Below are 22,864 nucleotides of genomic sequence, written 5' to 3' on the forward strand. Positions count from 1 at the left end.
AAAGAAAAGCGGTAAAAGTAAAGGAAGGCATCAGTTATTACAGAAAACAAAATTAAGGATGGAAAAAGCATGTATCAAATTCATTTTCATAAACCAGAGGCAATTCATTTTATCGGAATAGGCGGGATCAGCATGAGCGGCCTGGCGGAAATACTCATTGACCAGGGATTTACCGTTACAGGGTCAGATTCCCAGGAGTCAGGGCTGACGCGTCATTTAGAGTCAAAGGGCGCGGCCATTGCATATGGCCAGAGAGCGGAGAATATTAAAGAAGGAATTGATGTGGTTGTTTATACGGCAGCAGTCCATCCGGATAATCCGGAATTTGCAGAAGCCAAGGAAAAGGGACTTCCAATAATAAGCCGTGCGGAGCTCCTTGGACAGATGATGAAAAATTATGAAAACTCCATAGCGGTATCAGGAACCCACGGCAAGACCACGACTACCTCCATGATAACGGAGATCCTTTTGGCTGCCGAAGCGGACCCTACCATATCGGTGGGCGGGATTTTAAATTCCATTGGCGGAAATATCCGTGTGGGAGGTTCCAGGCTGTTTGTAACGGAAGCCTGTGAATATACCAACAGCTTTCTGTCCTTTTTCCCCACCATGGAGGTGATCCTGAACATAGAGGCGGATCATCTTGATTTCTTTAAAGATATTAAGGATATCCGCCATTCCTTCCGCCTTTTTGCCAAAAAGCTTCCCCAAAGCGGATCTCTGGTGATCAACAATGATATTGAAAGCCGGGAGGAGATCACAGAGGGACTGCCGTGTAACGTGATCACCTTTGGCAAGAGGCCGGGGAGCCGGTACCAGGCCGGGGCCATTCACTTTGATGAATTTGCAAGAGCCACCTATGAGTTAATGGTGGACGGAAATATTGTGGATACCGTAACCCTTGGCGTTCCGGGAGAGCATAATGTGTATAATTCCCTGGCAGCAGCAGCAGTTTGTACAGAACTGGGAATTGACCTGGAGCTGATCAAAAAGGGACTGAAGCGTTTCACCGGTACCAACCGGCGTTTTGAAAAAAAGGGAGAGCTGTCCGGCGTTACCATCATTGATGATTATGCCCACCATCCCCAGGAAATCAGGGCGACTCTGGAGGCGGCGAAGCACTATCCTCATAATAAGCTGTGGGTGGCATTCCAGCCTCATACCTATACCAGGACAAAGGCGTTTTTAGAGGAATTTGCAGAAGCCCTGTCACTGGCAGATGAGGTGATCCTGGCAGACATTTATGCAGCCCGTGAAGCAGATGATTTAGGAATCAGCTCAGGGGATATTGCGGAGAGAATCGAAAAAAGAGGGGTAAAAGCCCACTATCTTTCATCTTTTGATGAGATCGAAACATTTATTTTAGAAAATTGTATACACGGTGACTTGTTGATAACTATGGGGGCTGGAGACATTGTAAAAGTTGGGGAAAAGCTTTTAAACTTATAGTTATCAACATTATCCACATAGTTTTCAACATTTTATGTTAAGAAACTATGTGGATTTTTTAATTTACATAATTTATAATCTTACAATTTACGAAATCACGGTTTTATCAGCAAATCGACACGATTCGGAGGAGAAATCCTATTTATGTATACCTGGTTTCCACATTATCCACATTATCCACAATTCATTTGGTGGATAACCGGGGCTATTTTCTTTTGATGAGACCTGTGGTATGATAAGAGCATGATAAAAAGGTGAGGTTATGGCGGTGAATATTAAGAGCAGTTTTAAGATAGACGTGACGGTGATATCCAATGAGTTCATTGACAAATATATGTCAGGGGCCAATGGGGAATACATAAAGGAATATTTGTATTTAATGCGCCATGAAGGGGAAGAGATCACTGTTTCCATGATAGCAGATGCATTAAACCATACGGAAGCGGATGTGGCGCGGGCCTTATCCTATTGGAAAAATGCAGGAGTCCTTGGAGAGATAACCCCAGTAAAACCGGCTCTTTCTCCGGCCGTATCTGAGACAGCCTGTTCCGGAGCCGGCAGGGAAGAACAAAAGAAGCCTGAGGCAGCCGGCCAGCGGATCGTCTATTCGCCTGAGAAGATAAGCGGCCTTGCAGGAGATGAGGACTTTTCCCAGCTTCTTTATATTGCCCAGAAATATATGAATAAGGTATTCACCCAGAGGGAGTGCGAGGTGTTCGCCTATCTCTATGACGGCCTTCACATGCCGGCCGAGCTGTTGGAATATGTGGTCGAGTACTGTGTGCAGGGCGGTCACAGCAGCATCCGTTATATTGAAACAGTTGCTATTAACTGGCATGAAAAGGGGTTTAAGACCATAGAGGATGCCAAGAACTATGCCCTTACCTTTACCAAGGATTCATTTGCTGTTATGAAGGCTTTTGGATTAAGTGACAGGAAACCGGGAGATAAGGAGAGGGATCTTATAGACCGGTGGTTCCGTACCTATGGATTTACCAGGGATCTGGTGATTGAAGCCTGCAACCGGACTCTGGCGGCTACCCATACCCCAAGCTTCCAGTATGCGGACAAAATACTGGAGGGTTGGAAAAAAGCAGGTGTGCGCTCCATGGAAGAGGTCAGGAAGCTGGATGAGCAGTATGCGGACCGTATGAAGAACGGAGAGCATAAGGCAGGAAAGAGCGGAGAAATTAAACAGACCCAGGCCCCAAGGGGGAGAAAGGGGCAGAACCAGTTTCAGAATTTCCCTCAAAGGGAGATTGATTATGATGCCCTTGTTCTGAAGCAGTTGACGGAACGGCAGTAGTTTTTACAAAGGTCAGCAGGAGGAATGGAGGTAATTATGGCGCTGAGCAATTCACAGTACGATGCCATCATGCGGGCATATGGACAGCAACAGTTTAAGAACCGCCATGAACAGGAAAAGAGGATCGAGGAAGTATACCAGAAGCTGCCGGTTATGAAGGAGCTTGACGATTTCATCAGCACCAGTGCGGTAACCAGTGCACGGAGGCTTCTTGACGGGGACAAGGGAGCTCTTAAGGACCTTAGGAATGAAATCGCAGACTTGAGAGAACAAAAGAGCGTGCTTTTAAAAGCTGCCGGTTTTTCCGCAGATTATATGGAGATGCGGTACCGGTGCCCGGATTGTAAGGATACCGGATACGCTGAGGGGATAAAGTGCCATTGTTTCCGCCAGTGTGAAATGAAATATCTTTACGCCCAGTCAAACATTGAACAGATCGTTGCGGTAGAAAATTTCGATACATTTTCTTATGAATATTTTGATGATACAAGAGTGGTTCCGGTTCTAAACCGCACCGTCAGGCAGTATATGGGACAAGTGGTGGAGACCTGCAGGAACTTTGTAAAGGGATTTTCCACAGAGCATGGGAATCTGCTGTTTACAGGCCCTACGGGAGTTGGTAAGACATTCTTAACCAACTGCATTGCAAAGGAATTGATCGACAAGTATTGCTCCGTTATATATTTATCAGCCAACGACTTATTTGAAGTGTTTTCCAAGAACCGGTTCGATTACCAGGATGAAGATGATATGAAGGGGATGTACCAGTATATACTGGATTGTGATCTTTTGATCATTGATGATCTGGGAACGGAGCTTAATAACAGTTTTACATCCTCAGAATTGTTTTACTGCATCAATGAACGGCTTAATTCATCCAAAGCGACCATTATTTCCACCAACCATCCCATCAATGAGCTGAGGGACCGGTATACGGAGCGTGTTACCTCCAGGCTCATCAGCCGGTATACGGTGATCCCCCTTTATGGAGATGACATCCGCATCAGGAAGAAAGAAAGACGTGTGAACTAACTTAAAATCCAGGAGGCCTTTGTGTCATAAGGCTCCTGGATTATCTGTTTCCATTCTGTATGTATTTGGCCCGTTCCGGGAATTTTTTATAAACTGGCAAGCCGTTCAAAAAGGCTGTTCACATCTATCTGCCCATATCCCCATATGTTATTGGGATAAATATATGAGCTGCTGCGGGCCGCTCCGTTTATTAAGAGTCGGTTGACATTGTTTCCGGTCATTCTGGGATAATTTCCTCTGGCAATGGCCCATTCAAGTACCATAGCAACGATTCCGGCCCCATGGGCCGCAGCCGCTCCCGTACCAGTTACAGTTCCATACATGTTTCCCGGGACCGCACAGGTAAGCTGATAGCCCGGTGCGGCCAGGTCAGGCTTGATCTCGCCGGTCCTTGTATAGCCTCTGCTGGATTCCGGCAGAATGCTGTTATTGGTGTCATTGTAACCGGCCACAGTCAATTGGTGTCTTCCATTTCCAGGTGAGGTCAGAGTGGTGTCAGGATTTGAGTTGAGAAAATATGTCTCTCTTGTGATCAGATCTCCGGAAGGCAGCCAGGAATGAAAGGCAAAGGGTTCGCTTTCAATGTTCTGCACACGCAGGTACCAGATGCCGGGAAGGAGATTGTTAAACCGCAGCAGGATGAGCTGATCTCCGTTTTCCTCCTCAAATATAGTGTTGTTGACATAAATGGTAGTCTGGTTGAAAATGAAACTGAACCTCCTGCATTGATTGAAGGAAGGAAAAACAGGCTGGGTGGATTCCCGGTTTGGAGAAGAGATATCCACGGAAAGTCTTGCCGGAGCGTATGACCAGATTTCCATGGAAAACATTTTATCATTGCTTCCCACCCTCAGCTCAAAATCATTGTAGTAAGGGGCTCCTGTGGTGGAGTTAAAATAGTGCCTTTGACTGTTTCCTTCATTGCCGGCGGAAACGCATATCCCGATTCCTGGCAGCAATGAGAGGTAATCGATGTAGCTGTCCATGGCTCCTCTGCCGTCGTGGCCTCCCTGGCTGCTTCCCATGGCAATGCATACCACAAGGGGACGATTGAATTGTTCCGAAGCTCTAAAAGCATAGCGGAGGCCCAGTATGATATCGGATTCCTGATAGCAGAGGGCGTCTTCCGGGACAAAAAATATTTTTTTCAGGTTTTGTTTTGCTTCCTTCAGCTTTACGATCACAAGATCGGCCTGGGGCACGACGCCGCTGAAGGATTCGGCTGGGTTTGGACTGCCTGCCAGAACACTGGCTATGGCGGTTCCGTGTCCGTTGGGATCCGTTGTTGGGACAAAGGACAAAGGAGCTTCTGTGCTTAATGCGGCATTGATCTGATCCCTGTTGTATTGGGAACCAAATGTAAAGGTTTCGGGAGGCGTACCGCTTTGATCAGTCTGGTCCCACATGGTAAGGATGCGTGAGGTTCCGTCATTATACTTAAATGCCGGATGCTGGTAGTCAATACCCGTATCAATGACAGCCACCAGGACCCCGCTTCCAAACAGGGCCAGATAAGGGTTCCTCTGAACCGTTGTAATGCCGGATTTTTCCAGGCTGGTGGTGGAGGTGAGGGTGAACAGGGAGGGAAAATTGTTATAGGGATGCCGGCCTAAATCACAGGGATCCACGGTACTGATAGGAACGTGCAGAAGGGAATCCCTTATATCCATATAGGTGATATTATCTCCAGTATCATAGGAAGGAGCCAGAGTATTGCTGATAATTAAGTCATAATAGTTATTATCCAAAATTTTTGACACGATTAATCCTCCCTGTTTTTAGTGGGTACATAATACATTTTATGCAGATAAATATCTATTATGAGAATCTCCTGTAGCATCCTATAGATTCCTTTGATGGCCCGGGGCGCCTTTTGCACAGAGGAATGTAAGAGCAGAGTGCCGGTTCCAAACGTAAGAAAATAGCAGTTGCAACAATTGGGGACAAAGGTTACAATGAGATGAAAGAGTGTTAATCCCATTGATTAACTTGACTATTTCCGCACATAATGTTATAAAAGAACCGTTGCATTGCATTAGATACGTTGGAGGAGAGAAGAATGCTTTACGAAGAAAAAACGATAGAAACCATTCCGGTAGGTCCGCTGGGTTTGATACCGTTAAAAAGCTGCAAGGAGTTGGGAGATAAGGTCAATGATTACCTGGTGGCATGGAGACAGGAACGGGAGAGCGAGCACAAGTCTACCATTGCTTTCTCAGGCTATCAGAGGGATTCCTACATGATCGGAGCCAGCACACCAAGGTTTGGAACCGGAGAGGCTAAAGGTACCCTCCAGGAATCCGTTCGTGGTGATGACCTTTATTTCATGGTAGATGTGTGTAACTACAGTCTTACCTATTCTCTTTGCGGGATGACCAACCATATGTCCCCGGATGACCACTTCCAGGATTTGAAGCGCCTCATTGCTGCGTCGGCAGGAAAAGCCCGCCGCATCAATGTGATCATGCCTTTCTTATACGAAAGCAGACAGCATAAGAGATCCAGCAGAGAGTCCTTAGACTGTGCCCTGGCTCTTCGTGAACTGGTGAACATGGGAGTTGAGAACATCATCACCTTTGATGCCCATGACCCAAGAGTGCAGAATGCTATTCCTTTAAAGGGTTTTGAAACCGTTCAGCCCATTTACCAGTTTATTAAATACTTACTGAAGGAAGAGAAGGAACTGGATATTGACAGCGAGCATATGATGGTCATCAGCCCGGATGAGGGAGGCATGGGCCGTGCCGTATTCTTTGCCAATGTTCTTGGCCTTGACATGGGTATGTTCTATAAACGCCGGGATTATACCCAGGTGGTCAACGGACGGAACCCCATCGTTGCCCATGAGTTTCTGGGAAGCAGCGTAGAGGGCAAGGATGTGATCATTGTGGACGATATGATCTCTTCCGGCGAAAGCATGCTGGATGTAGCCAAGGAGCTTAAGAGAAGAAAGGCCAGGAAAGTATTTGTTTGTTCCACCTTTGGCCTCTTTACCAACGGCCTTGCAAAGTTTGATGAATACTATGAGAATGGATTTATTGACAGGATCCTTACAACCAACCTGGTTTACCAGACCCCGGATCTCTTATCCAGGCCATATTATATCAATGTTGATATGAGCAAATACATTGCGCTGATCATAGATAATTTAAATCATGACGCCTCCTTAAGCGAGCTTCTGAATCCCACTACCAGAATTAACCGGCTTTTAGAGCGCTACCGTGCAGGTGACAGGTAAAGCGGGGCACATGGAAAAATTATCGAAGCAGAAGCTGGTCTTAGTGGGCCTTACACTTTTCTCCATGTTTTTTGGGGCGGGAAATCTTATTTTTCCGCCCTATTTGGGCGCTTGTGCAGGAACCAATACCTGGATCGCCATGACAGGTTTTGCGGTGACGGCCATTGGGTTTCCTGTACTTGGCGTGGTTGCAGTAGCCAGGTCCGGCGGCCTTGACAAGCTGGCCGGCCACGTTCATCCCAAATTTGCATTTGTCTTTACGCTGCTTATCTATCTTTCCATAGGGCCGTGTCTTGCTATTCCCAGAACCGCCAGCACGTCCTTTGAAATGGCAGTGGTCCCCTTTTTAAAAGAGGGAGGTGCAGGAGCCTTTATCCAGTTCCTTTATTCCGCCTTTTTCTTTGCCGTTGCATTTGCCGTATCTTTAAAGCCGGATAAATTGACGGACAGGCTGGGGAAAATACTGACTCCCTGTCTTCTGGCTCTGATCGTGGTGATATTTGCAGGGTGCATGGTCCATCCGGCAGGCTCCTACGGGGCTCCGGCAAAGGCCTACGGATCCAATCCCTTTGTAAAAGGATTTCTTGAAGGGTATCTGACCATGGACACCATTGCCGCCCTGAATTTTGGAATCATTATTTCTTTGAATGTTCAGGCAATGGGAGTCAAACAGGAGGCCTCTGTGGTCAGGGAAACCATTAAAGCAGGTTTTATCGCAGGAGGAGTCCTTCTCCTGGTATACAGCGCTCTGGCTCATGTGGGAGCCGTTACAGGCGGCACATTGGGGGTGGGAGAAAACGGTGCCCAGACCTTAAACCAGGCAGTGCGTTTTTTATATGGGAACGGAGGGCTTGTGATGCTGGCCGCCGTCTTCTTTATTGCCTGTTTAAATACCTGCATTGGCCTTATAAGCTGCTGCAGCAGGTATTTCAGCACCATTGTGCCCAAGGTGGGATATGGTGCCTGGGCCTTTCTCTTCGCCCTGGTGAGCCTGGTGGTTTCCAATATCGGCCTTAACAAGATACTGGAAGTCTCTGTTCCGGTGTTAAATGCCATTTACCCCGTAGCCATTGTTCTCATTCTGCTGTCCTTTGGCTTCCGGGATGGAAGGAAGTGGAGGGCGGTTTATGTTTGCTCCATTGGCCTTACCGGAATCGTCAGCGTGCTTTTATCTCTGGAACAGGCAGGCCTTGGCTTTTTAAATGCCGGACTTTCCAGGCTCCCTCTTTATAATATGGGGCTTGGCTGGATCGGACCGGCGGTTGCAGGAATCGCTGTCGGTGCTTTGGCTGGAATTGCAGGAAAGAGGAACTGATAGGAGAATGGTACTGATGGAAGAGCAGGAACTAACAGGAAAAGCAGGAACTAATAGGAAGACAGGAACTGGTAGGAAGATAGGGCTGATAGGATAATAAAATTGATAGGAAAACAGGAAATATAGAAAAAAAGACTGTCATGGAGGCGGAATGCCCGGCATGACAGTCTTTTTTTGATCCACAGGAAATTGAGTTCTGTGAGTCAAAGGACGTTTTTTAATGAATGCCACTGATGTCAAATGTATGATAGCGGCTGAAGCTAGCAACCTTGCTCCGGCAGGAAAGTCAGCAGCGCAGACTCTTTATTCCTGAAGTGATTTCTGTGATCATATTTCTACAAGGTGATAAGGGATCAGGTTTGCTGTCAGCATCTGGGCCTCCCGCTGATGGCAGGTGAAGATGATGACCTGGTCGGAATAAGTGTTTACCAGCCATCTTAAGGCGGTCTTAAGCCTGTCATCGTCATACAGAACAAAGCTGTCGTCAAATATGAAGGGCATTCGCTCCGCGCCCTCCTGAATCAATGTGGCGGCTGCCAGCCGAAGTGCCAGATAGACCTGGTCCATGGTACCGCTGCTGACCTGTTCCAAGGGAACCAGCTTTGTTTTAGTATTCAAAAACACATTCAGGTTTTCATCCACGCTCATGCTGGTATAGATGCCTCCAGTGATCCCGGCAATGAGGTCTGAGGCTGTTTTATTTAAATATAAGCCAAAGGAGTCCCTGATAGAAGATGAGAGGCTGGTCATGGTTTCTAAGGCCAGGTCAATGGCGGAAATTTCCTCCCGGATCCGGTCGTTCTCTGTCAGGATGTGCTTAAGCCCTTCTGCCTGGGTCTTGCAGTTTGACAGATGCTCCAGCTTCTTATCCAGTTCCCACTGGCTTTTCTGCTGCTTTTCAATGGATTCCCCGCAGTTTTCCTGTTTTTTTGAAAGCTCCTCAAGCTCTGTCGCCTTCTGTGCAATGACTGCTTCGGATTTGGACACAGCAGAGCATAGGCGGGTAAACTCCGCCATCCTTGTCTGGAAGGCCCGGAGGGCTTCCGGGGAGATCTCGGTATTACCCAAATGCCTGGAAAGGATCTCCTGCAGGATCTTTGCACTCATTTCCATATCCTTTTGGCTGTGCCTCAGCCGTAAAAACAGGATCAGGCCGATCAGATAGAAAATAGTGGCTGTTCCGATAAAAATACCCAGCAAAAGAATGAGGTCAAGGCCATAGTAAGCGGTAAAATAATTTGCTTCTCCCAGATAATAAAGGACTCCTGTGGCGCATAAAAGCAGGGTCGCAAGGAACAGGGAAAGGACGGAGAATATTTTTCTCGGTTTTTTGTTGCAGGTCTCCATGGCTTCCATGTATTCCTCATAGCTTTCCTGAGCCTTTCCGAGACAAGCGTTAATGGAGGCCTGGTCGGAAAACTGGTTGCTGGTCAATACCTGCCTGCCCCTTGCAGCCTTTTGAAGGAGCTCTTCCTTTTCCTTCTGGTGCTCCTCTATGGAAGATTTAATATGGGAACGGAGCTTATGATATTCCTGAATCTGGTTTTCATATTCCGGAGATGAAATTTCCTTTTCCGTGTTGCGGATCTCACTTAACAAAGAGGTGTAGGTGCGGGCTGCCTCAGGAACCATCTGGGATTCCAGCTCTTTTCTCTGGGATTTTAAAAATGCGGCGGATTTCGTGATGTTAAGGGATAAGTTTCCCGTTGTGTTTAAGTTGGCTATGTAATTTTTAAGTTCAGAAACCATGCCCTCGTCGGTGGCGCTTTTAAGCTGGCCGATGCTGACGGTGTTAATGTAGGCGGCTTCGCTTAAGCCGCATAACAAATCGTCTAAAAATGCCTTTGTCGGTTCTACTTCCCGTCCGGCGGTTTCATCTACGATCTTAAATTCCTTTTTGTTTTTCTGGAAGGTGCGTTCGATCCGGTAAATGTGATCTTTATGCTCCAGCCGTATCTGCCCTTCATAAGTACCGCTGTTTTCCCAGGGCTCATATTTTGTGTAAAGGTCATTCCGGGAGGCGCGGCCTCTCTGGCGTTCGATGCCGAAAAGCATTCCCCGTATAAACGTATGGATGGTGGATTTTCCGGCCTCATTCTTGCCGTATACAATATTCAGCCCATCCCGGAAGGTAAGGTTTCTGCCATGGAATTTCCCAAAGCCATTGATATAGATATCAATTATTTTCATGGGGTCAGCTCCTTTCATCCGTTGTACGAAGCAATGCGTTGATGCCGTAATGAAGAGCCTTTTTTTCCACCGGGCTCATCTCCGGCTTTTGAAGGGCCTGGATAAAGAAACCGATCATGTCGCTGGGATGCTCGGCAAACAAGGCTGAAAAGTCATACTGAGGCTCAGATTCATCAATGATTTCCATGATCTTAAACCGGGTGGAAAGCATCTCCAAGTCAAAGGAAATATCAGGGTCCCTCATGCCCCGGATCCGGAACCGGAATATGTTTTCAGGCCCCCTGTTCTGGATTTCCTGGGTGATCTTCATGGCAAGTTCCGTATTGGTAGTGGCAGTTGTTACATTGACGGCCAGGGAGATGTACTGAAGCCTTGCCATGGGTACGAATTTTAAGGATGTCACCATGCGGGTCACTTCATTGATCTCTCCCACCATCATACCGTGATGGCCGGATTCCGTTTTGTCCAGAGGTTCCAGGGAACCGGCAAATGCCATGCGGTTTTCCAAAAGGATCTCCGGACGGTGAATGTGCCCCATGGCTATGTAGGAAAAGTCCAGATTGGCCATGGCGCCCTTGTCAAAGGGGATGTGGTTGGCATCTCCCCCATGGCCAAGAAGGACATGGATGCGCCCGTTGTTAGGCACCTTTAAATGGTCAAGGCGGTTTTCCGGGATCTCGGCTGAATGGTAACTGAAGCCGTAAACCTCTGTATTGATTTCCTTAAAGTAAACGCTTTCCAGCTCCTTCCCCATGAGATAGGACACATTGGGCGCCCATGAAAAGCTTAACAGGGCGGAGTTGCTCCGGATGCGGTCATGGTTGCCTGCAATGATGACCACATGGACCTCCGGTATGGTGGAAAAAAGATAGTTTACCTCTTTTAAATCCCTGGCCAGGGGCTGCCGGTGAAATAAGTCTCCGGAAATAAAGAGACAGTTGGCTTCCAGGGCCTTTGCCTGGCTGACCGCCTTTGCAAAGGTGTCCCTGATGTCCTGATACCGTTCCTTGCTCCATGGTTTGTCGCTGTCCGGGCTCATGCCCCAATGAACATCTGCAATATGTATGAATTTCATTGTCATTACCTCGCTGGTCCTCTGCACAAATGGTTACAGTTCAACTATGCCTGAACTGAAACCACAAATTCCCTGCCGGTCAGGAAGGGAATTTGTGGTACAGGCTTAAAGTTCACAGTTGTTGACAGTTCTTGGGAATGGAACCACGTCGCGGATATTGGACATTCCGGTTAAATACATCACGCAGCGCTCAAAGCCAAGGCCAAAGCCTGCATGACGGGTGGATCCGAATTTTCTTAAGTCAAGGTAGAATTCGTAGTCCTCTTTCTTAAGGCCAAGCTCGTCCATACGTGCCACCAGCCTGTCATAATCGTCCTCTCTCTGGCTTCCGCCGATGATCTCCCCGATTCCCGGAACAAGACAGTCCACGGCAGCCACGGTCTTGTTATCCGGGTTCAGCTTCATGTAAAAGGCTTTGATCTCCTTTGGATAGTCTGTTACGAATACAGGCTTCTTAAAGAGCTGTTCCGTTAAATAGCGCTCGTGCTCGGTCTGTAAGTCACAGCCCCAGAACACTTTATAGTCAAATTCATCATTGTGCTTTTCCAGAAGCTCTATGGCTTCCGTGTAGGTCACATGGGCGAATTCAGAGTTCAGAACATGATTTAAGCGGTTAAGCAGCTCCTTGTCCACAAACTGGTTGAAGAAGTTCATCTCTTCCGGCGCATGCTCCAGGACGTAGCGGATCACATATTTCAGCATGGATTCTGCCAGTTCCATATTGTCGTTTAAATCGGCAAAGGCCATCTCAGGCTCGATCATCCAGAACTCTGCCGCATGGCGTGTGGTATTGGAGTTTTCCGCACGGAAGGTAGGTCCGAAGGTGTAAATATTGCGGAATGCCATAGCGTAGGTTTCTCCGTTGAGCTGGCCGCTTACAGTTAAGTTGGTAGGTTTTCCAAAGAAGTCCTGGCTGAAATCCACGGCGCCCCCTTCTGTCTTTGGAATGTTTGTTAAATCCAGTGTGGTGACCTGGAACATCTCGCCGGCTCCCTCACAGTCGCTTCCGGTGATGATGGGGGTGTGCACATAAACAAAATCCCTTTCCTGAAAGAACTGGTGAATGGCATAAGCGATCAGAGAACGAACACGGAAAACAGCCTGGAAGGTATTGGTTCTGGGACGCAGATGGGAGATGGTTCTTAAATATTCAAAGGAATGGCGTTTTTTCTGAAGGGGGTAATCCGGTGCAGAGATTCCCTCAACAGTGATTGTATCCGCCTGGATCTCAAAAGGCTGTTTGGCATCCGGAGTGGCCACCAGGGTACCTTTGACGATAATGGCGGCTCCTACATTTAACTTGGAAATTTCAGAAAAATTATCCATGGTGTCATGGTAGACGATCTGAAGTGTTTCAAAATAAGTTCCGTCATTTAAAACAATAAATCCAAACACCTTGGAATCTCTTAAACTTCTCACCCAGCCTCCGACCGTAACCTGGGAATTTAGAAGTGATTCTTTGTCTTTATATATTTGTCTTACAGTGATTAAATCCATAATGGCTTCTCCTTTTACATGTTCGCATACTTAGTAAGATTATACTGTATTTCGAGCCTTGATTCAAGGGGGAAGGGTGTAAAAACGCAAGATATGGCCTAAAATGTAAAAGAATTTAAAAAAAGTAGAAAAATGTCGGAAAATGCACAAAAAATTATGGATATAGTTCAAAATTTTGTTCACTATTTCATGGATATGTGATATAATGCTAGTACAATAAAATTACAACAGCGAGAGGTGATAACGTGATCAAGAAAGAGATGATTGCCATGCTTTTGGCAGGCGGCCAGGGAAGCCGTTTAGGCGTGTTAACGCAAAAAGTGGCCAAACCAGCAGTATCATTTGGCGGCAAGTACCGTATTATTGATTTCCCACTGAGCAACTGCATTAATTCAGGAGTGGATACGGTGGGAGTTCTGACCCAATATCAGCCATTGCGTTTGAACACCCATATCGGGATCGGAATCCCATGGGACCTGGACCGAAACGTTGGCGGCGTTACAATCCTTCCTCCCTATGAAAAGAGCAAGGGCAGTGACTGGTATACCGGTACGGCCAATGCCATCTATCAGAACCTCGAGTATATGGAGACTTACAATCCGGACTATGTCCTTATATTGTCAGGCGACCATATATATAAGATGGATTACGAGGTCATGCTGGAATATCATAAGGCGAATAATGCTGATATCACCATTGCTGCTATGCCGGTGCCGATCGAGGAGGCCAGCCGTTTTGGAATCCTCATAACCGATGAAAATAACCGGATCACGGAATTTGAGGAGAAACCGGTGAATCCAAGAAGCAACCTGGCATCTATGGGTATCTACATATTTAGCTGGAAGGTATTAAGGGAGGCTCTTATTAAGATGTCCGAAGTTCCGGGCTGTGATTTCGGAAAGCACATCATTCCCCACTGCTTTGAATCAGGGGACCGGGTATTTGCCTACGAGTACAATGGCTACTGGAAGGATGTGGGAACCTTAAGCTCCTACTGGGAAGCCAATATGGAACTGATTGATATCATTCCGGAATTTAATCTTTACGAAGAGTACTGGAAGATCTATACAAAGAGTGACATTATACCGCCTCAGTACGTAGCAGAAGAGGCTGTCATAGACAGAAGCATCATTGGAGAAGGATCGGAAATCTATGGAGAGGTCCATAATTCCGTTATTGGCTCCGGCGTTACCATTAAACAGGGAGCCGTAGTCAGGGATTCCATCGTCATGAGGGAATGCGTAATAGGAGAAAATGTTAAGGTACAGAAGGCCATTATCGCTGAAAATGTGAAGATAGGTGCAAACTCTGAGCTTGGTTTTGGGGAATTTGCTCCCAGCAAATATGATCCCAAAGTCTATCAGTCCGATCTGGTAACAGTCGGTGAGAATTCAACCATACCGGAAAATGTGAAGGTAGGTAAGAATACGGCAATTGTCGGTGAAACAGCAGCAGAAGATTATGCTGACGGAGAACTGGCTGGCGGAGACTACATCATAAAGGCAGGTGGCATACGATGAGAGCGATAGGAATTGTATTAGCAGGCGGAAACAGTAAGAGAATGCGGGAATTATCCAGTAAAAGGGCAATTTCGGCCATGCCCATTGCAGGGAATTACCGCAGCATTGATTTTGCCCTCAGCAATATGACAAATTCCCATATTCAGAACGTAGCGGTTTTGACCCAGTATAATTCCAGATCGCTTCATCTGCATTTAAGCTCTTCCAAATGGTGGGATTTTGGAAGAAAGCAGGGGGGATTGTTCGTGTTCACTCCAACCCTGACTGCAGAAAGCAGTGACTGGTACAGAGGGACCGCAGATGCACTTTACCAGAACCTTACATTCTTAAAAAACAGCCATGAGCCCTATGTGGTCATTGCGGCCGGCGACGGCATCTACAAGCTGGATTATGGGAAAGTCCTGGAATATCATATTGAGAAAAAAGCGGATATCACCGTGGTTTGTACGGAGCTTCCGGCTGGAGAGGATATTACCCGGTTCGGACTGGTGAGGACCAATGAAGACGGAAGGATCACGGATTTTGAAGAAAAGCCCATGGTGGCCTCTTCCAATATCGTATCCTGCGGCATTTATGTCATCCGCAGACGGCAGTTGATCGAACTCATTGAGCGCTGTGCCATGGAAGACCGTTATGATTTCGTAAGCGATATTTTAGTACGTTACCGGAATCTAAAGAGAATATATGCGTATAAGATGAACACCTACTGGAGGAACATCGCTTCCGTTGAGTCTTACTACAAGACCAATATGGATTTTCTGAAGTCAGAAGTCCGGGATTATTTCTTCCGCCAGTACCCGGATGTTTATTCTAAAATAGATGATTTGCCTCCGGCAAAATATAATCCGGGTGCAGTGGTGAAGAACAGTCTGATATCCAGCGGCAGCATTGTTAACGGAGTGGTTGAAAATTCAGTTCTGTTTAAAAAGGCATATGTAGGCAATAACTGTGTCATTAAAAATTCTATTATTTTAAATGACGTATACATAGGTGATAATACGGTTATTGAAAATTGTATTGTGGAGAGCCGGGACACTATCCGGGCCAATACCACCCATATCGGAACACCGGACAACATAAAAGTTGTCTTAGAGAAAAACGAAAGATACACATTATAAGGAAATGTGGGGGAAGGGGCTTGACATGCAGATTACAGACGTGAGAGTTAGACGCATTGAAAAAGAAGGAAAGATGAAAGCCATTGTATCCATTACACTGGACAATGAATTTGTGATTCATGACATTAAGGTGATCGAAGGAGAAAAGGGGTTATTTATTGCTATGCCCAGCCGCAAGGCAGCCGATGGGGAATACCGGGATATCGCACATCCCATTAATTCCGACACACGGGATATGATCCAAAAGGTCATTTTGGACAAATATGAGACCACGGCATTAGAAATGCCGGATGTGGGGGCATTTGCTTAATACGTCTTTGAATCCGCAGGCAGGGGTTGACTCTGCCTGTGGATTTTTTTTATTCATAAGGAAATACGCCATTTGTATTCCCAAATGTTTCGCTGCGCCTGAAAATTAAGGGCTAAGGCAGCAGGCTGGTGAAGCTTTCAGGCCCTGCAGACAGGTTGTTTTTAAAACTCTCCCTAAAAACAGGATTTACATAAGACTCTTTTTGGAGTTATAATAAATAAAATAATTTTTTGAAAGGTAGATGAACATATGACGATTAAAATAGGTATTGCAGGCTATGGAAATCTGGGAAAAGGGGTGGAATGCGCCATCCGCCACAATCCGGATTTGGAGCTTTCTGCCGTATTTACCAGAAGAGATCCGGCATCAATAACCCTTCTTACTCCGGGGGTAAAGGTGTATTCCCTGGAGGAAGCCGTTTCAAAAAAGGATTCCATTGATGTCATGATCCTCTGCGGCGGAAGTGCTGTGGATCTTCCCCAGCAGACTCCCCTTCTTGCCAGACATTTCAACGTAGTGGACAGCTATGACACCCATGCCAGGATCCCTCAGCATTACGAAGCGGTGGATAAGGCGGCAAAGGGAGGAAACAAGGCAGGGATCATATCTGTTGGCTGGGACCCGGGCATGTTTTCCTTAAACCGCCTGTATGCAGATGCTGTCCTACCCGGCGGTCATGATTATACGTTCTGGGGCAGGGGCGTGAGCCAGGGGCATTCCGATGCCATCCGCAGGATCCAGGGGGTAAAGGATGCCAGACAGTATACCATTCCGGTGGAAGAGGCCCTTGAGGCGGTTCGGAGCGGGAAGAATCCGGAGCTGTCCACCAGGGAAAAGCATACCCGTGAATGCTTTGTAGTGGCACAAGAGAACGCAGACTTAAACAGGATCAGGGAAGAGATCGTATCCATGCCCAACTATTTTGCAGATTATAATACTACGGTTCATTTTATAACCGAGGAAGAGCTTAACCGGGATCACAAGGGGATCCCCCATGGAGGCTTTGTCATAAGAACCGGAAGGACAGGCTGGGAGGATGAGAACAGCCATGTGATCGAATACAGCCTGAAGCTGGATTCCAATCCGGAATTTACGGCTTCCGTGCTGACCGCATATGCAAGAGCCGCTTACCGCCTGAATAAGGAAGGCCAGAGCGGATGCAAAACCGTGTTTGATATTGCTCCGGCATATTTAAGCCCTTTAAGCGGAGATCAGCTTAGAGGACATTTGCTATAAATCAGAGGCAGGAGGAAAAGAATGGCAGCGAGAAAGGAAATGGTTCTGTATTACCAGCCTGAAAAGGACCGGCAGAGCGGAAATGATACAAAGGCCGCAAAGCTGAAGGCAGTCCTGGTCCGTATGGGGATACGGATTAAAAATATTACCCCGGATCAGGTAAGCCAGACCGTAGGGTATCTGGCAGGCTTTGACGGCTTTGAAGAGATGGAGCAGGAGGAATGCCCTTATGTGGAAGAGGAGATCCTGGTGATGAAAAATTTTTCAAACCAAAGGATTGATGAACTGCTTTTAAACCTAAGGCGGGCAGGAGTTCCTAAAGTCCAATTAAAGGCGGTAATTACCGATACCAACTGCAAATGGAAGTTCTATGACCTGTATCTGGAGCTTAAAAAGGAACATGATACCATGTCCGGATCAGGCGGATCATAATCGTTTTGAAGCGTCATGGGATGTGCCGGGATACCGCTTCATGAAAAAAGCAGTACAAAAAACGCGTTTTGATGGGGCTTTACCGCCTGATCAAAACGCGTTTTCTATGTTACGTATCTTTACTGATAATCACATACGTTGGCCCACTGATGCAGCAATTCCGCTTCTTCCGGCCGTTTCTTTGAAAGCTGGGCAGCCGCAACGATGGGAAGCCAGCTTTGTACATATTTCTTCGCCGTGCCGGTCTTCTTACAAAACAGGTTCATATACATATCCGCCTTATGCTGGTCCTGCAGGCAGAACAGCAGATAAGTTCTTGCCACATCAGCGCTGGCATTTCCCTGGGTAGCATGGACCCAGTCCAGAACAAACATGGTTCCGTCTTCCTTTACAACAATATTGCTGGGGTTAAAATCTCCATGGCATAATTTTGTATGCTTAGGCATGCTGTCTAACTGTGTCCTCATATCATATCTGGTCACATCGCCTAATTCCTCCGTATCCAGGATCTGCCGTGACATCTTATCTTTCAGCTTGTTAAGAAGCGGGCACTGCTTTGACAGGAGGTTTAAGTGCAGATCCACCATATTCTCCATGTATTCCGGCAGTTTATCTGGATTTTCATCCATGAGCTGTTGGAGAGTCTTGCCTTCAATGAAATCAAAGGTAATAGACCATTTGCCTTCGAAAACACCAACTTCTAGAACCTTGGGAACGTTGATTCCGCCGACTTCTTCTACGCGCGCGGTAATCAATGCTTCATTCAATACATCTGCCTTTGGAAAATCAGTGTTGAAAACCTTGATCGCCTTGTCTCCATCACGAAAGACACTTTTTGTTGCAGTTGTAGCAATTAATTCTGCTGCCATAAGAACCTCTCCTTCCATCCAACCATTCGTATGAACCATTATGCAATGATTTTATACTTATATTTTACTACAAATCCTATAAAAAGTATAGCTTGTTTTTTGATATATCAGGAAAAAATTACTGAATATGTCTGAAAGTTAAAAACGGAAAACAGCCGCGCCATAAGCCGGAAGATCATAGGGGAAGGAGTATTCCTGCTCATCCCATTCCATCTTTACGGAACGGAAAGACGGCGCTTTTTTCCCCCGCTTGTACAGTCCGTGGCTTTCATCCAACACCAGGGTATAGGTTCCCTGTTTGGGTACTCCTACCCGGTAATCCGGGCGCTCTACCGGAGTAAAGTTTAAAACAAACAGCAGGCTGCGCTTATGATCCTTGCTGTACCGGATAAAGCTGAAGATGCTCCGTTCATTGTCATTGGCATTGACCCAGTAAAAGCCTTCCCCGTCATAATCCTTCTCGTAAAGCGCCGGATATTTTTTATACAGGTGCAGAAGGTCACTTACATAATCCTTAAGGTTTTTTCCTAAAGGCTCTTCAGCCAGATACCAGTCTAAGGAGGCTTTTTCATCCCATTCATGGAACTGCCCGAAGTCCTGCCCCATAAACAGCAGCTTTTTGCCGGGATGGCCCAGCATAAACGTATATCCCAATTTTAAATTTGCAAATTTATCTTCCAAAAGTCCCGGCATTTTATGGATCATGGAGCTTTTTAAATGCACTACTTCATCATGGGACAATACCAGTATATAGTTTTCGCTGGTAAAATATGTAAGGCCAAAGGTCATCTTGTGGTGGTTGTATTTGCGGAAATAGGGATCCAGCTTCATGTATTCCAGAAAATCATGCATCCAGCCCATATTCCATTTAAAGGTAAAGCCAAGTCCGCCCTTTTCCTGGTCTCCGGTGACCTTTGGCCAGGCGGTGGACTCTTCTGCAATGACCATGGCTCCATTTCCCCGTTTTTTAATGACGCTGTTTAAATGCTTAAAAAACTCGATGGCCTCCAGGTTCTCATTTCCCCCGTATTGGTTTGGCGTCCATTCCCCGTTGTTCCTGCCGTAATCCAGATAGAGCATGGAAGCCACCGCATCCACCCGCAGCCCGTCTACATGGAATTTATCCACCCAGTAAAGGGCATTGGCAATGAGGAAATTATCCACTTCATATTTGCTGTAATCAAAGACCTTTGTCCCCCAATCCGGATGTTCCCCTTTCCGGGGATCCGCATATTCATAGCAGGGTTCTCCGTCAAAGTCCGCCAGTCCGTGGGCATCCTTAGGAAAATGGGCCGGAACCCAGTCCAGGATGACTCCGATTCCCTTTCTGTGGAGGTAATCAACAAAATACATAAACTCCTCCGGGGTCCCATACCGGGACGTAGGGGCAAAATACCCTGTTACCTGGTATCCCCAGGAGCCGTCATAGGGATGCTCCGCAATTCCCATCAGCTCCACATGAGTGTAGCCCATTTCCAGAACATAGTCCGCCAGCTCATGAGCCGCTTCGGTATAAGTATAAAAACCATCCTTTTCATCCCTGTTTTTCCTCCGCCAGGAGCCTAAATGTACCTCATAGATGCTCAACGGTTCATTTAAGGAGTCCTTGATCTTCCGCTTTTCCAGCCAGGCCAAGTCCTTCCACTGGAACCCGGATAAGTCTGCTGTAACAGAAGCGGTCTGGGGACGGCATTCCGCCTGAAAGGCGTAGGGATCCGCCTTGAAAAGGATCTTGCCGCTCTTGGTGGTGATTGCATATTTATACAGTTCCCCAACACCCAGGTCCGGAACAAAGGTTTCCCAGATCCCGGAGTCGGCAAGGGGCTCCATGAGATTAGCCTCCGGATCCCAGCCGTTAAAATCCCCTACCACACCGACCTGGCTGCCATGAGGTGCCCAGACGGCAAAATACATCCCGTCGTTCCCTTCATATTTTTCCGGATGGGCGCCCAGCTTTTCGTAGATTTCGTAATGCCTTCCATTGTTATACAGGTACCGGTCAACTTCTGTAATAAACCCAGTACCGATTTCATTTCTGTCTTGTTCCATTCGCTCATCCCTCCATGATCTTTAAGATAACACCCTGGTTTGCAGGTATGGTCAATCCGATTCTGTGGTCAGTCACTGGAAACACTTCTCCACTCAGAAGGTTTACGGCAGTATTTCCCTCACAAGGACAGGGAATTGTAACAAATACATCGGCATCATCGTTGTTGGTCCCGGTTATGATCCCATGTCCTTCATGGAACCGGGCAAAGGCGTACTGCCGGTTGGTGAGAAGCAGCTCATGGTAACTCCCTCCGTGAAATTCCGGATTTTCTTCATGGATATGCCCCAGTTTGCTGATAAAGTCCTTAAGAGGGCAGGAAAGTTCCCTTATTTCAGAAATGGAAATCCTGGGGCGCAGCATGGAGTCCTCTGTATTGGTCCGTTTCCCTTCCATCCCAAACTCGCTGCCATAGTAGACGGAGGGGATCCCGGGAAGGGTAAACAGCAGAGTGTAAACCGGGTAAAGATGCCGGGGATTATGAAGCTTGCTTGTGATCCGGCTTTCGTCATGATTGTCCACAAAGGTATAGAGCTGGGAGCCTATGGATTCCAGCCTCTTTACATTGTGTGCAATCTCAAAATAGTTGTGGTCATTGTGTCCGGAATAAATGCTCTTATGTAGTTCATAGTTGGTGACAGAATGAAGCATCTCATGATTGACCCATCTGCCGTATTCTCCATGGATGACTTCCCCCATGAGCCAGAAATCCTCTTTCATACCCCTGGTATGCTCCCGCAGCTCTTTCATAAATCCAAAGTCCAGTACATTGGCACAGTCAAGACGTATCCCGTCAATATCAAAGGTGTCGGTCCAGAACCGTACGGTATCAAATAAATACTGCTTTACTTCGGGATTAAAAAGATTAAGGCAAGGAAGTTCAAAATGCCCCTGCCACCCTTCGTATCCAAAAGAATCTCCCAAAGGGCTGCTGACGGCGAAATTGATCCCCCGGTACCAGTCCCGGTAGGGAGAATTCTCCCTGTGCACCAGGATATCCTGAAATGCAAAAAAATCCCGTCCCGTATGGTTAAAGACGCCGTCAGCCACCACCTTTATGCCGGCTTCGTGGCAGCGGGAAACAAACTCCCGAAAGTCTTCCGTTCCGCCGAGACGGCGGTCCACATTCCGGTAATCACGTGTATCGTACCCATGGGTGGAGGATTCAAACAGTGGCCCGATGTAGATCGCATTACACCCAAGAGACCGGATGTGGGGAATCCACTGGCAAAGCTCCCCAAAACGGTCCGTAACAGGGGATTCCCTGTTCTCTTTTGGAGCGCCCACAAGCCCCAGGGGATAGATATGATAAAAAACTCCCCTTTCATACCACTTGCTCATATACTTATCCTCCAGATTATAGTAGTTTATACCTCCCGGCTTTTGAAACGGCGCAGAAGGAACTGATAACGCAGTTGTGCCGCGTTAAGTTCGTAAATATAACAATCAATAAGTGTTGGATCGACCACCTGTTCAAAGTGGTTTCTGGCTGCGTCGATAGCGGTTTTGGAACGCTCGATCTCATGTCTTAAATTCCGCTCTTCTTCTGACGGTACCAGATGTTTTTTTAAAAGCACATGTTTCATTTCATCATCTCCAGACATATTATTTTACCAAATCCTATAAATTCAGTATGTCTGGAAAATGGAACTTTATTCATAAATTACCTGTATATCTTTTAAAATCTATGAAACTCTGCTCAGCAGCTCCTGTAAATACTGGCCAAGAGAACAAAGCTTTTTTGTGCTGTCGCCGATGGTCAGATAATAATAATTGGCTGTCCCCTCCTGGCGGACATTTACAAGACCGGCTTCTTTTAAAATCTTTAAATGATGGGAAATGGCAGGGCGGGATAATCTGGTCATTTCCGTAATTTCCTTTACATTCATCCCTTGTCTGGGCCTTATGTATAAGCCGTCACCCATGTTTGCTACGTCGTTTCCCAGGTTGTCATAAAGGCCTGTACGGGCCAGGCCCTCAATGATGGACAAGCGGACCTCATCTCCCAGAGCGATAAATATGGGCATGCAATTCTGGAAAAGTTCGTTAAACTCCTGGGCTTGCATGGGCGGATCCCTCCTTTGGTTTAAAAAAGTGAACTAATGATATTTTATCATCCTGGCAGGATAACGTCAATGTTTTACTGGTGAAATTTTGTGATTTATGCTGCGAAAATTGAAAAATAAAAGAAAAAATTGTTGAAAATAACAAAAAATATGGCAGAAGAGCG

General features: G+C 46.7%; 19 protein-coding genes. 10 read left to right on the forward strand and 9 right to left on the reverse strand.

From position 1 onward, the window contains the following. Window positions 1-69: 69 nt before the first annotated feature. The 3 genes from murC to ACYVD3_RS14745 all read left to right on the forward strand — a co-directional run bounded on the left by murC (window position 70) and on the right by ACYVD3_RS14745 (window position 3,787). Complete coding sequence (murC, locus tag ACYVD3_RS14735; RefSeq protein WP_460643243.1) at window positions 70-1,449, forward strand: UDP-N-acetylmuramate--L-alanine ligase; 1,380 nt, start codon at window positions 70-72, stop codon at window positions 1,447-1,449. Between the two features lie 262 nt (window positions 1,450-1,711). Next, complete coding sequence (locus ACYVD3_RS14740; protein ID WP_460643244.1) at window positions 1,712-2,755, forward strand: DnaD domain protein; 1,044 nt, start codon at window positions 1,712-1,714, stop codon at window positions 2,753-2,755. Window positions 2,756-2,791: 36 nt separating this feature from the next. After that, window positions 2,792-3,787 (forward strand): ATP-binding protein, encoded by a 996-nt coding sequence (locus ACYVD3_RS14745; protein ID WP_460643245.1) that lies wholly within the window; start codon window positions 2,792-2,794, stop codon window positions 3,785-3,787. Between the two features lie 86 nt (window positions 3,788-3,873). Here the strand turns inward: ACYVD3_RS14745 and ACYVD3_RS14750 are convergent, their stop codons facing one another. After that, a complete protein-coding gene (locus tag ACYVD3_RS14750) occupies window positions 3,874-5,547 on the reverse strand; it encodes a S8 family peptidase (RefSeq protein ID WP_460643246.1) in 1,674 nt (557 codons plus the stop codon). Between the two features lie 299 nt (window positions 5,548-5,846). Between ACYVD3_RS14750 and ACYVD3_RS14755 the strand changes: the two genes are divergently transcribed. Together ACYVD3_RS14755 and brnQ are read left to right on the forward strand one after the other, a co-directional pair. Then, window positions 5,847-7,025: a ribose-phosphate pyrophosphokinase gene (locus ACYVD3_RS14755; RefSeq protein WP_460643247.1), complete on the forward strand. Its 1,179-nt coding sequence runs from the start codon at window positions 5,847-5,849 to the stop codon at window positions 7,023-7,025. A 10-nt stretch (window positions 7,026-7,035) separates the two neighbouring features. Continuing rightward, entirely contained in the window at window positions 7,036-8,340 is a 1,305-nt protein-coding gene (gene brnQ, locus ACYVD3_RS14760; protein ID WP_460643248.1) for a branched-chain amino acid transport system II carrier protein, read from the forward strand. Window positions 8,341-8,667: 327 nt separating this feature from the next. On the opposite strand, the gene ACYVD3_RS14765 is transcribed toward brnQ, so the two are convergent. The 3 genes from ACYVD3_RS14765 to asnS form a co-directional block, all read right to left on the reverse strand. Then, window positions 8,668-10,530 (reverse strand): ATP-binding protein, encoded by a 1,863-nt coding sequence (locus ACYVD3_RS14765; RefSeq protein WP_460643249.1) that lies wholly within the window; start codon window positions 10,528-10,530, stop codon window positions 8,668-8,670. A 4-nt stretch (window positions 10,531-10,534) separates the two neighbouring features. After that, the gene (locus ACYVD3_RS14770; protein WP_460643250.1) at window positions 10,535-11,605 is read right to left on the reverse strand and encodes a metallophosphoesterase family protein; all 1,071 of its coding nucleotides are present in this window, start codon (window positions 11,603-11,605) and stop codon (window positions 10,535-10,537) included. Between the two features lie 105 nt (window positions 11,606-11,710). After that, window positions 11,711-13,102 (reverse strand): asparagine--tRNA ligase, encoded by a 1,392-nt coding sequence (gene asnS, locus ACYVD3_RS14775; RefSeq protein ID WP_460643251.1) that lies wholly within the window; start codon window positions 13,100-13,102, stop codon window positions 11,711-11,713. A gap of 245 nt (window positions 13,103-13,347) precedes the next feature. Here asnS and ACYVD3_RS14780 point away from each other — a divergent pair, with 245 nt between their 5' ends. The 5 genes from ACYVD3_RS14780 (at window position 13,348) to ACYVD3_RS14800 (ending at window position 17,718) form a co-directional block, all read left to right on the forward strand. Further along, complete coding sequence (locus tag ACYVD3_RS14780) at window positions 13,348-14,622, forward strand: glucose-1-phosphate adenylyltransferase (RefSeq protein WP_460643252.1); 1,275 nt, start codon at window positions 13,348-13,350, stop codon at window positions 14,620-14,622. Further along, window positions 14,619-15,740, forward strand: coding sequence for a glucose-1-phosphate adenylyltransferase subunit GlgD (gene glgD / locus ACYVD3_RS14785; protein ID WP_460643253.1), 1,122 nt, complete (start codon window positions 14,619-14,621; stop codon window positions 15,738-15,740). The genes ACYVD3_RS14780 and glgD overlap by 4 nt, the downstream gene beginning before the upstream one ends. Window positions 15,741-15,765: 25 nt before the next feature. Continuing rightward, window positions 15,766-16,050 (forward strand): septation regulator SpoVG, encoded by a 285-nt coding sequence (gene spoVG, locus ACYVD3_RS14790; RefSeq protein WP_460643254.1) that lies wholly within the window; start codon window positions 15,766-15,768, stop codon window positions 16,048-16,050. Between the two features lie 249 nt (window positions 16,051-16,299). Then, complete coding sequence (locus ACYVD3_RS14795) at window positions 16,300-17,286, forward strand: diaminopimelate dehydrogenase (RefSeq protein ID WP_460643255.1); 987 nt, start codon at window positions 16,300-16,302, stop codon at window positions 17,284-17,286. Window positions 17,287-17,307: 21 nt separating this feature from the next. Then, window positions 17,308-17,718 (forward strand): DUF3783 domain-containing protein, encoded by a 411-nt coding sequence (locus tag ACYVD3_RS14800; RefSeq protein ID WP_460643256.1) that lies wholly within the window; start codon window positions 17,308-17,310, stop codon window positions 17,716-17,718. Between the two features lie 119 nt (window positions 17,719-17,837). On the opposite strand, the gene ACYVD3_RS14805 is transcribed toward ACYVD3_RS14800, so the two are convergent. From ACYVD3_RS14805 to ACYVD3_RS14825, 5 genes are all read right to left on the reverse strand, one after another. After that, window positions 17,838-18,587 (reverse strand): phosphotransferase family protein, encoded by a 750-nt coding sequence (locus tag ACYVD3_RS14805; RefSeq protein WP_460643257.1) that lies wholly within the window; start codon window positions 18,585-18,587, stop codon window positions 17,838-17,840. A gap of 138 nt (window positions 18,588-18,725) precedes the next feature. Next, window positions 18,726-20,636, reverse strand: a complete 1,911-nt coding sequence (gene glgB, locus ACYVD3_RS14810) for a 1,4-alpha-glucan branching protein GlgB (protein WP_460643258.1) — start codon at window positions 20,634-20,636, stop codon at window positions 18,726-18,728. 4 nt (window positions 20,637-20,640) lie between these two features. After that, on the reverse strand, window positions 20,641-21,975 hold the full coding sequence (locus ACYVD3_RS14815; RefSeq protein ID WP_460643259.1) for an alpha-amylase family glycosyl hydrolase: 1,335 nt from the start codon (window positions 21,973-21,975) through the stop codon (window positions 20,641-20,643). 26 nt (window positions 21,976-22,001) lie between these two features. Beyond that, entirely contained in the window at window positions 22,002-22,220 is a 219-nt protein-coding gene (locus ACYVD3_RS14820; protein WP_460643260.1) for a YaaL family protein, read from the reverse strand. 99 nt (window positions 22,221-22,319) lie between these two features. After that, a complete protein-coding gene (locus tag ACYVD3_RS14825; RefSeq protein ID WP_460643261.1) occupies window positions 22,320-22,700 on the reverse strand; it encodes an ArsR/SmtB family transcription factor in 381 nt (126 codons plus the stop codon). Window positions 22,701-22,864: the final 164 nt, after the last annotated feature.

The organism is Lacrimispora brassicae, assembly GCF_054772055.1.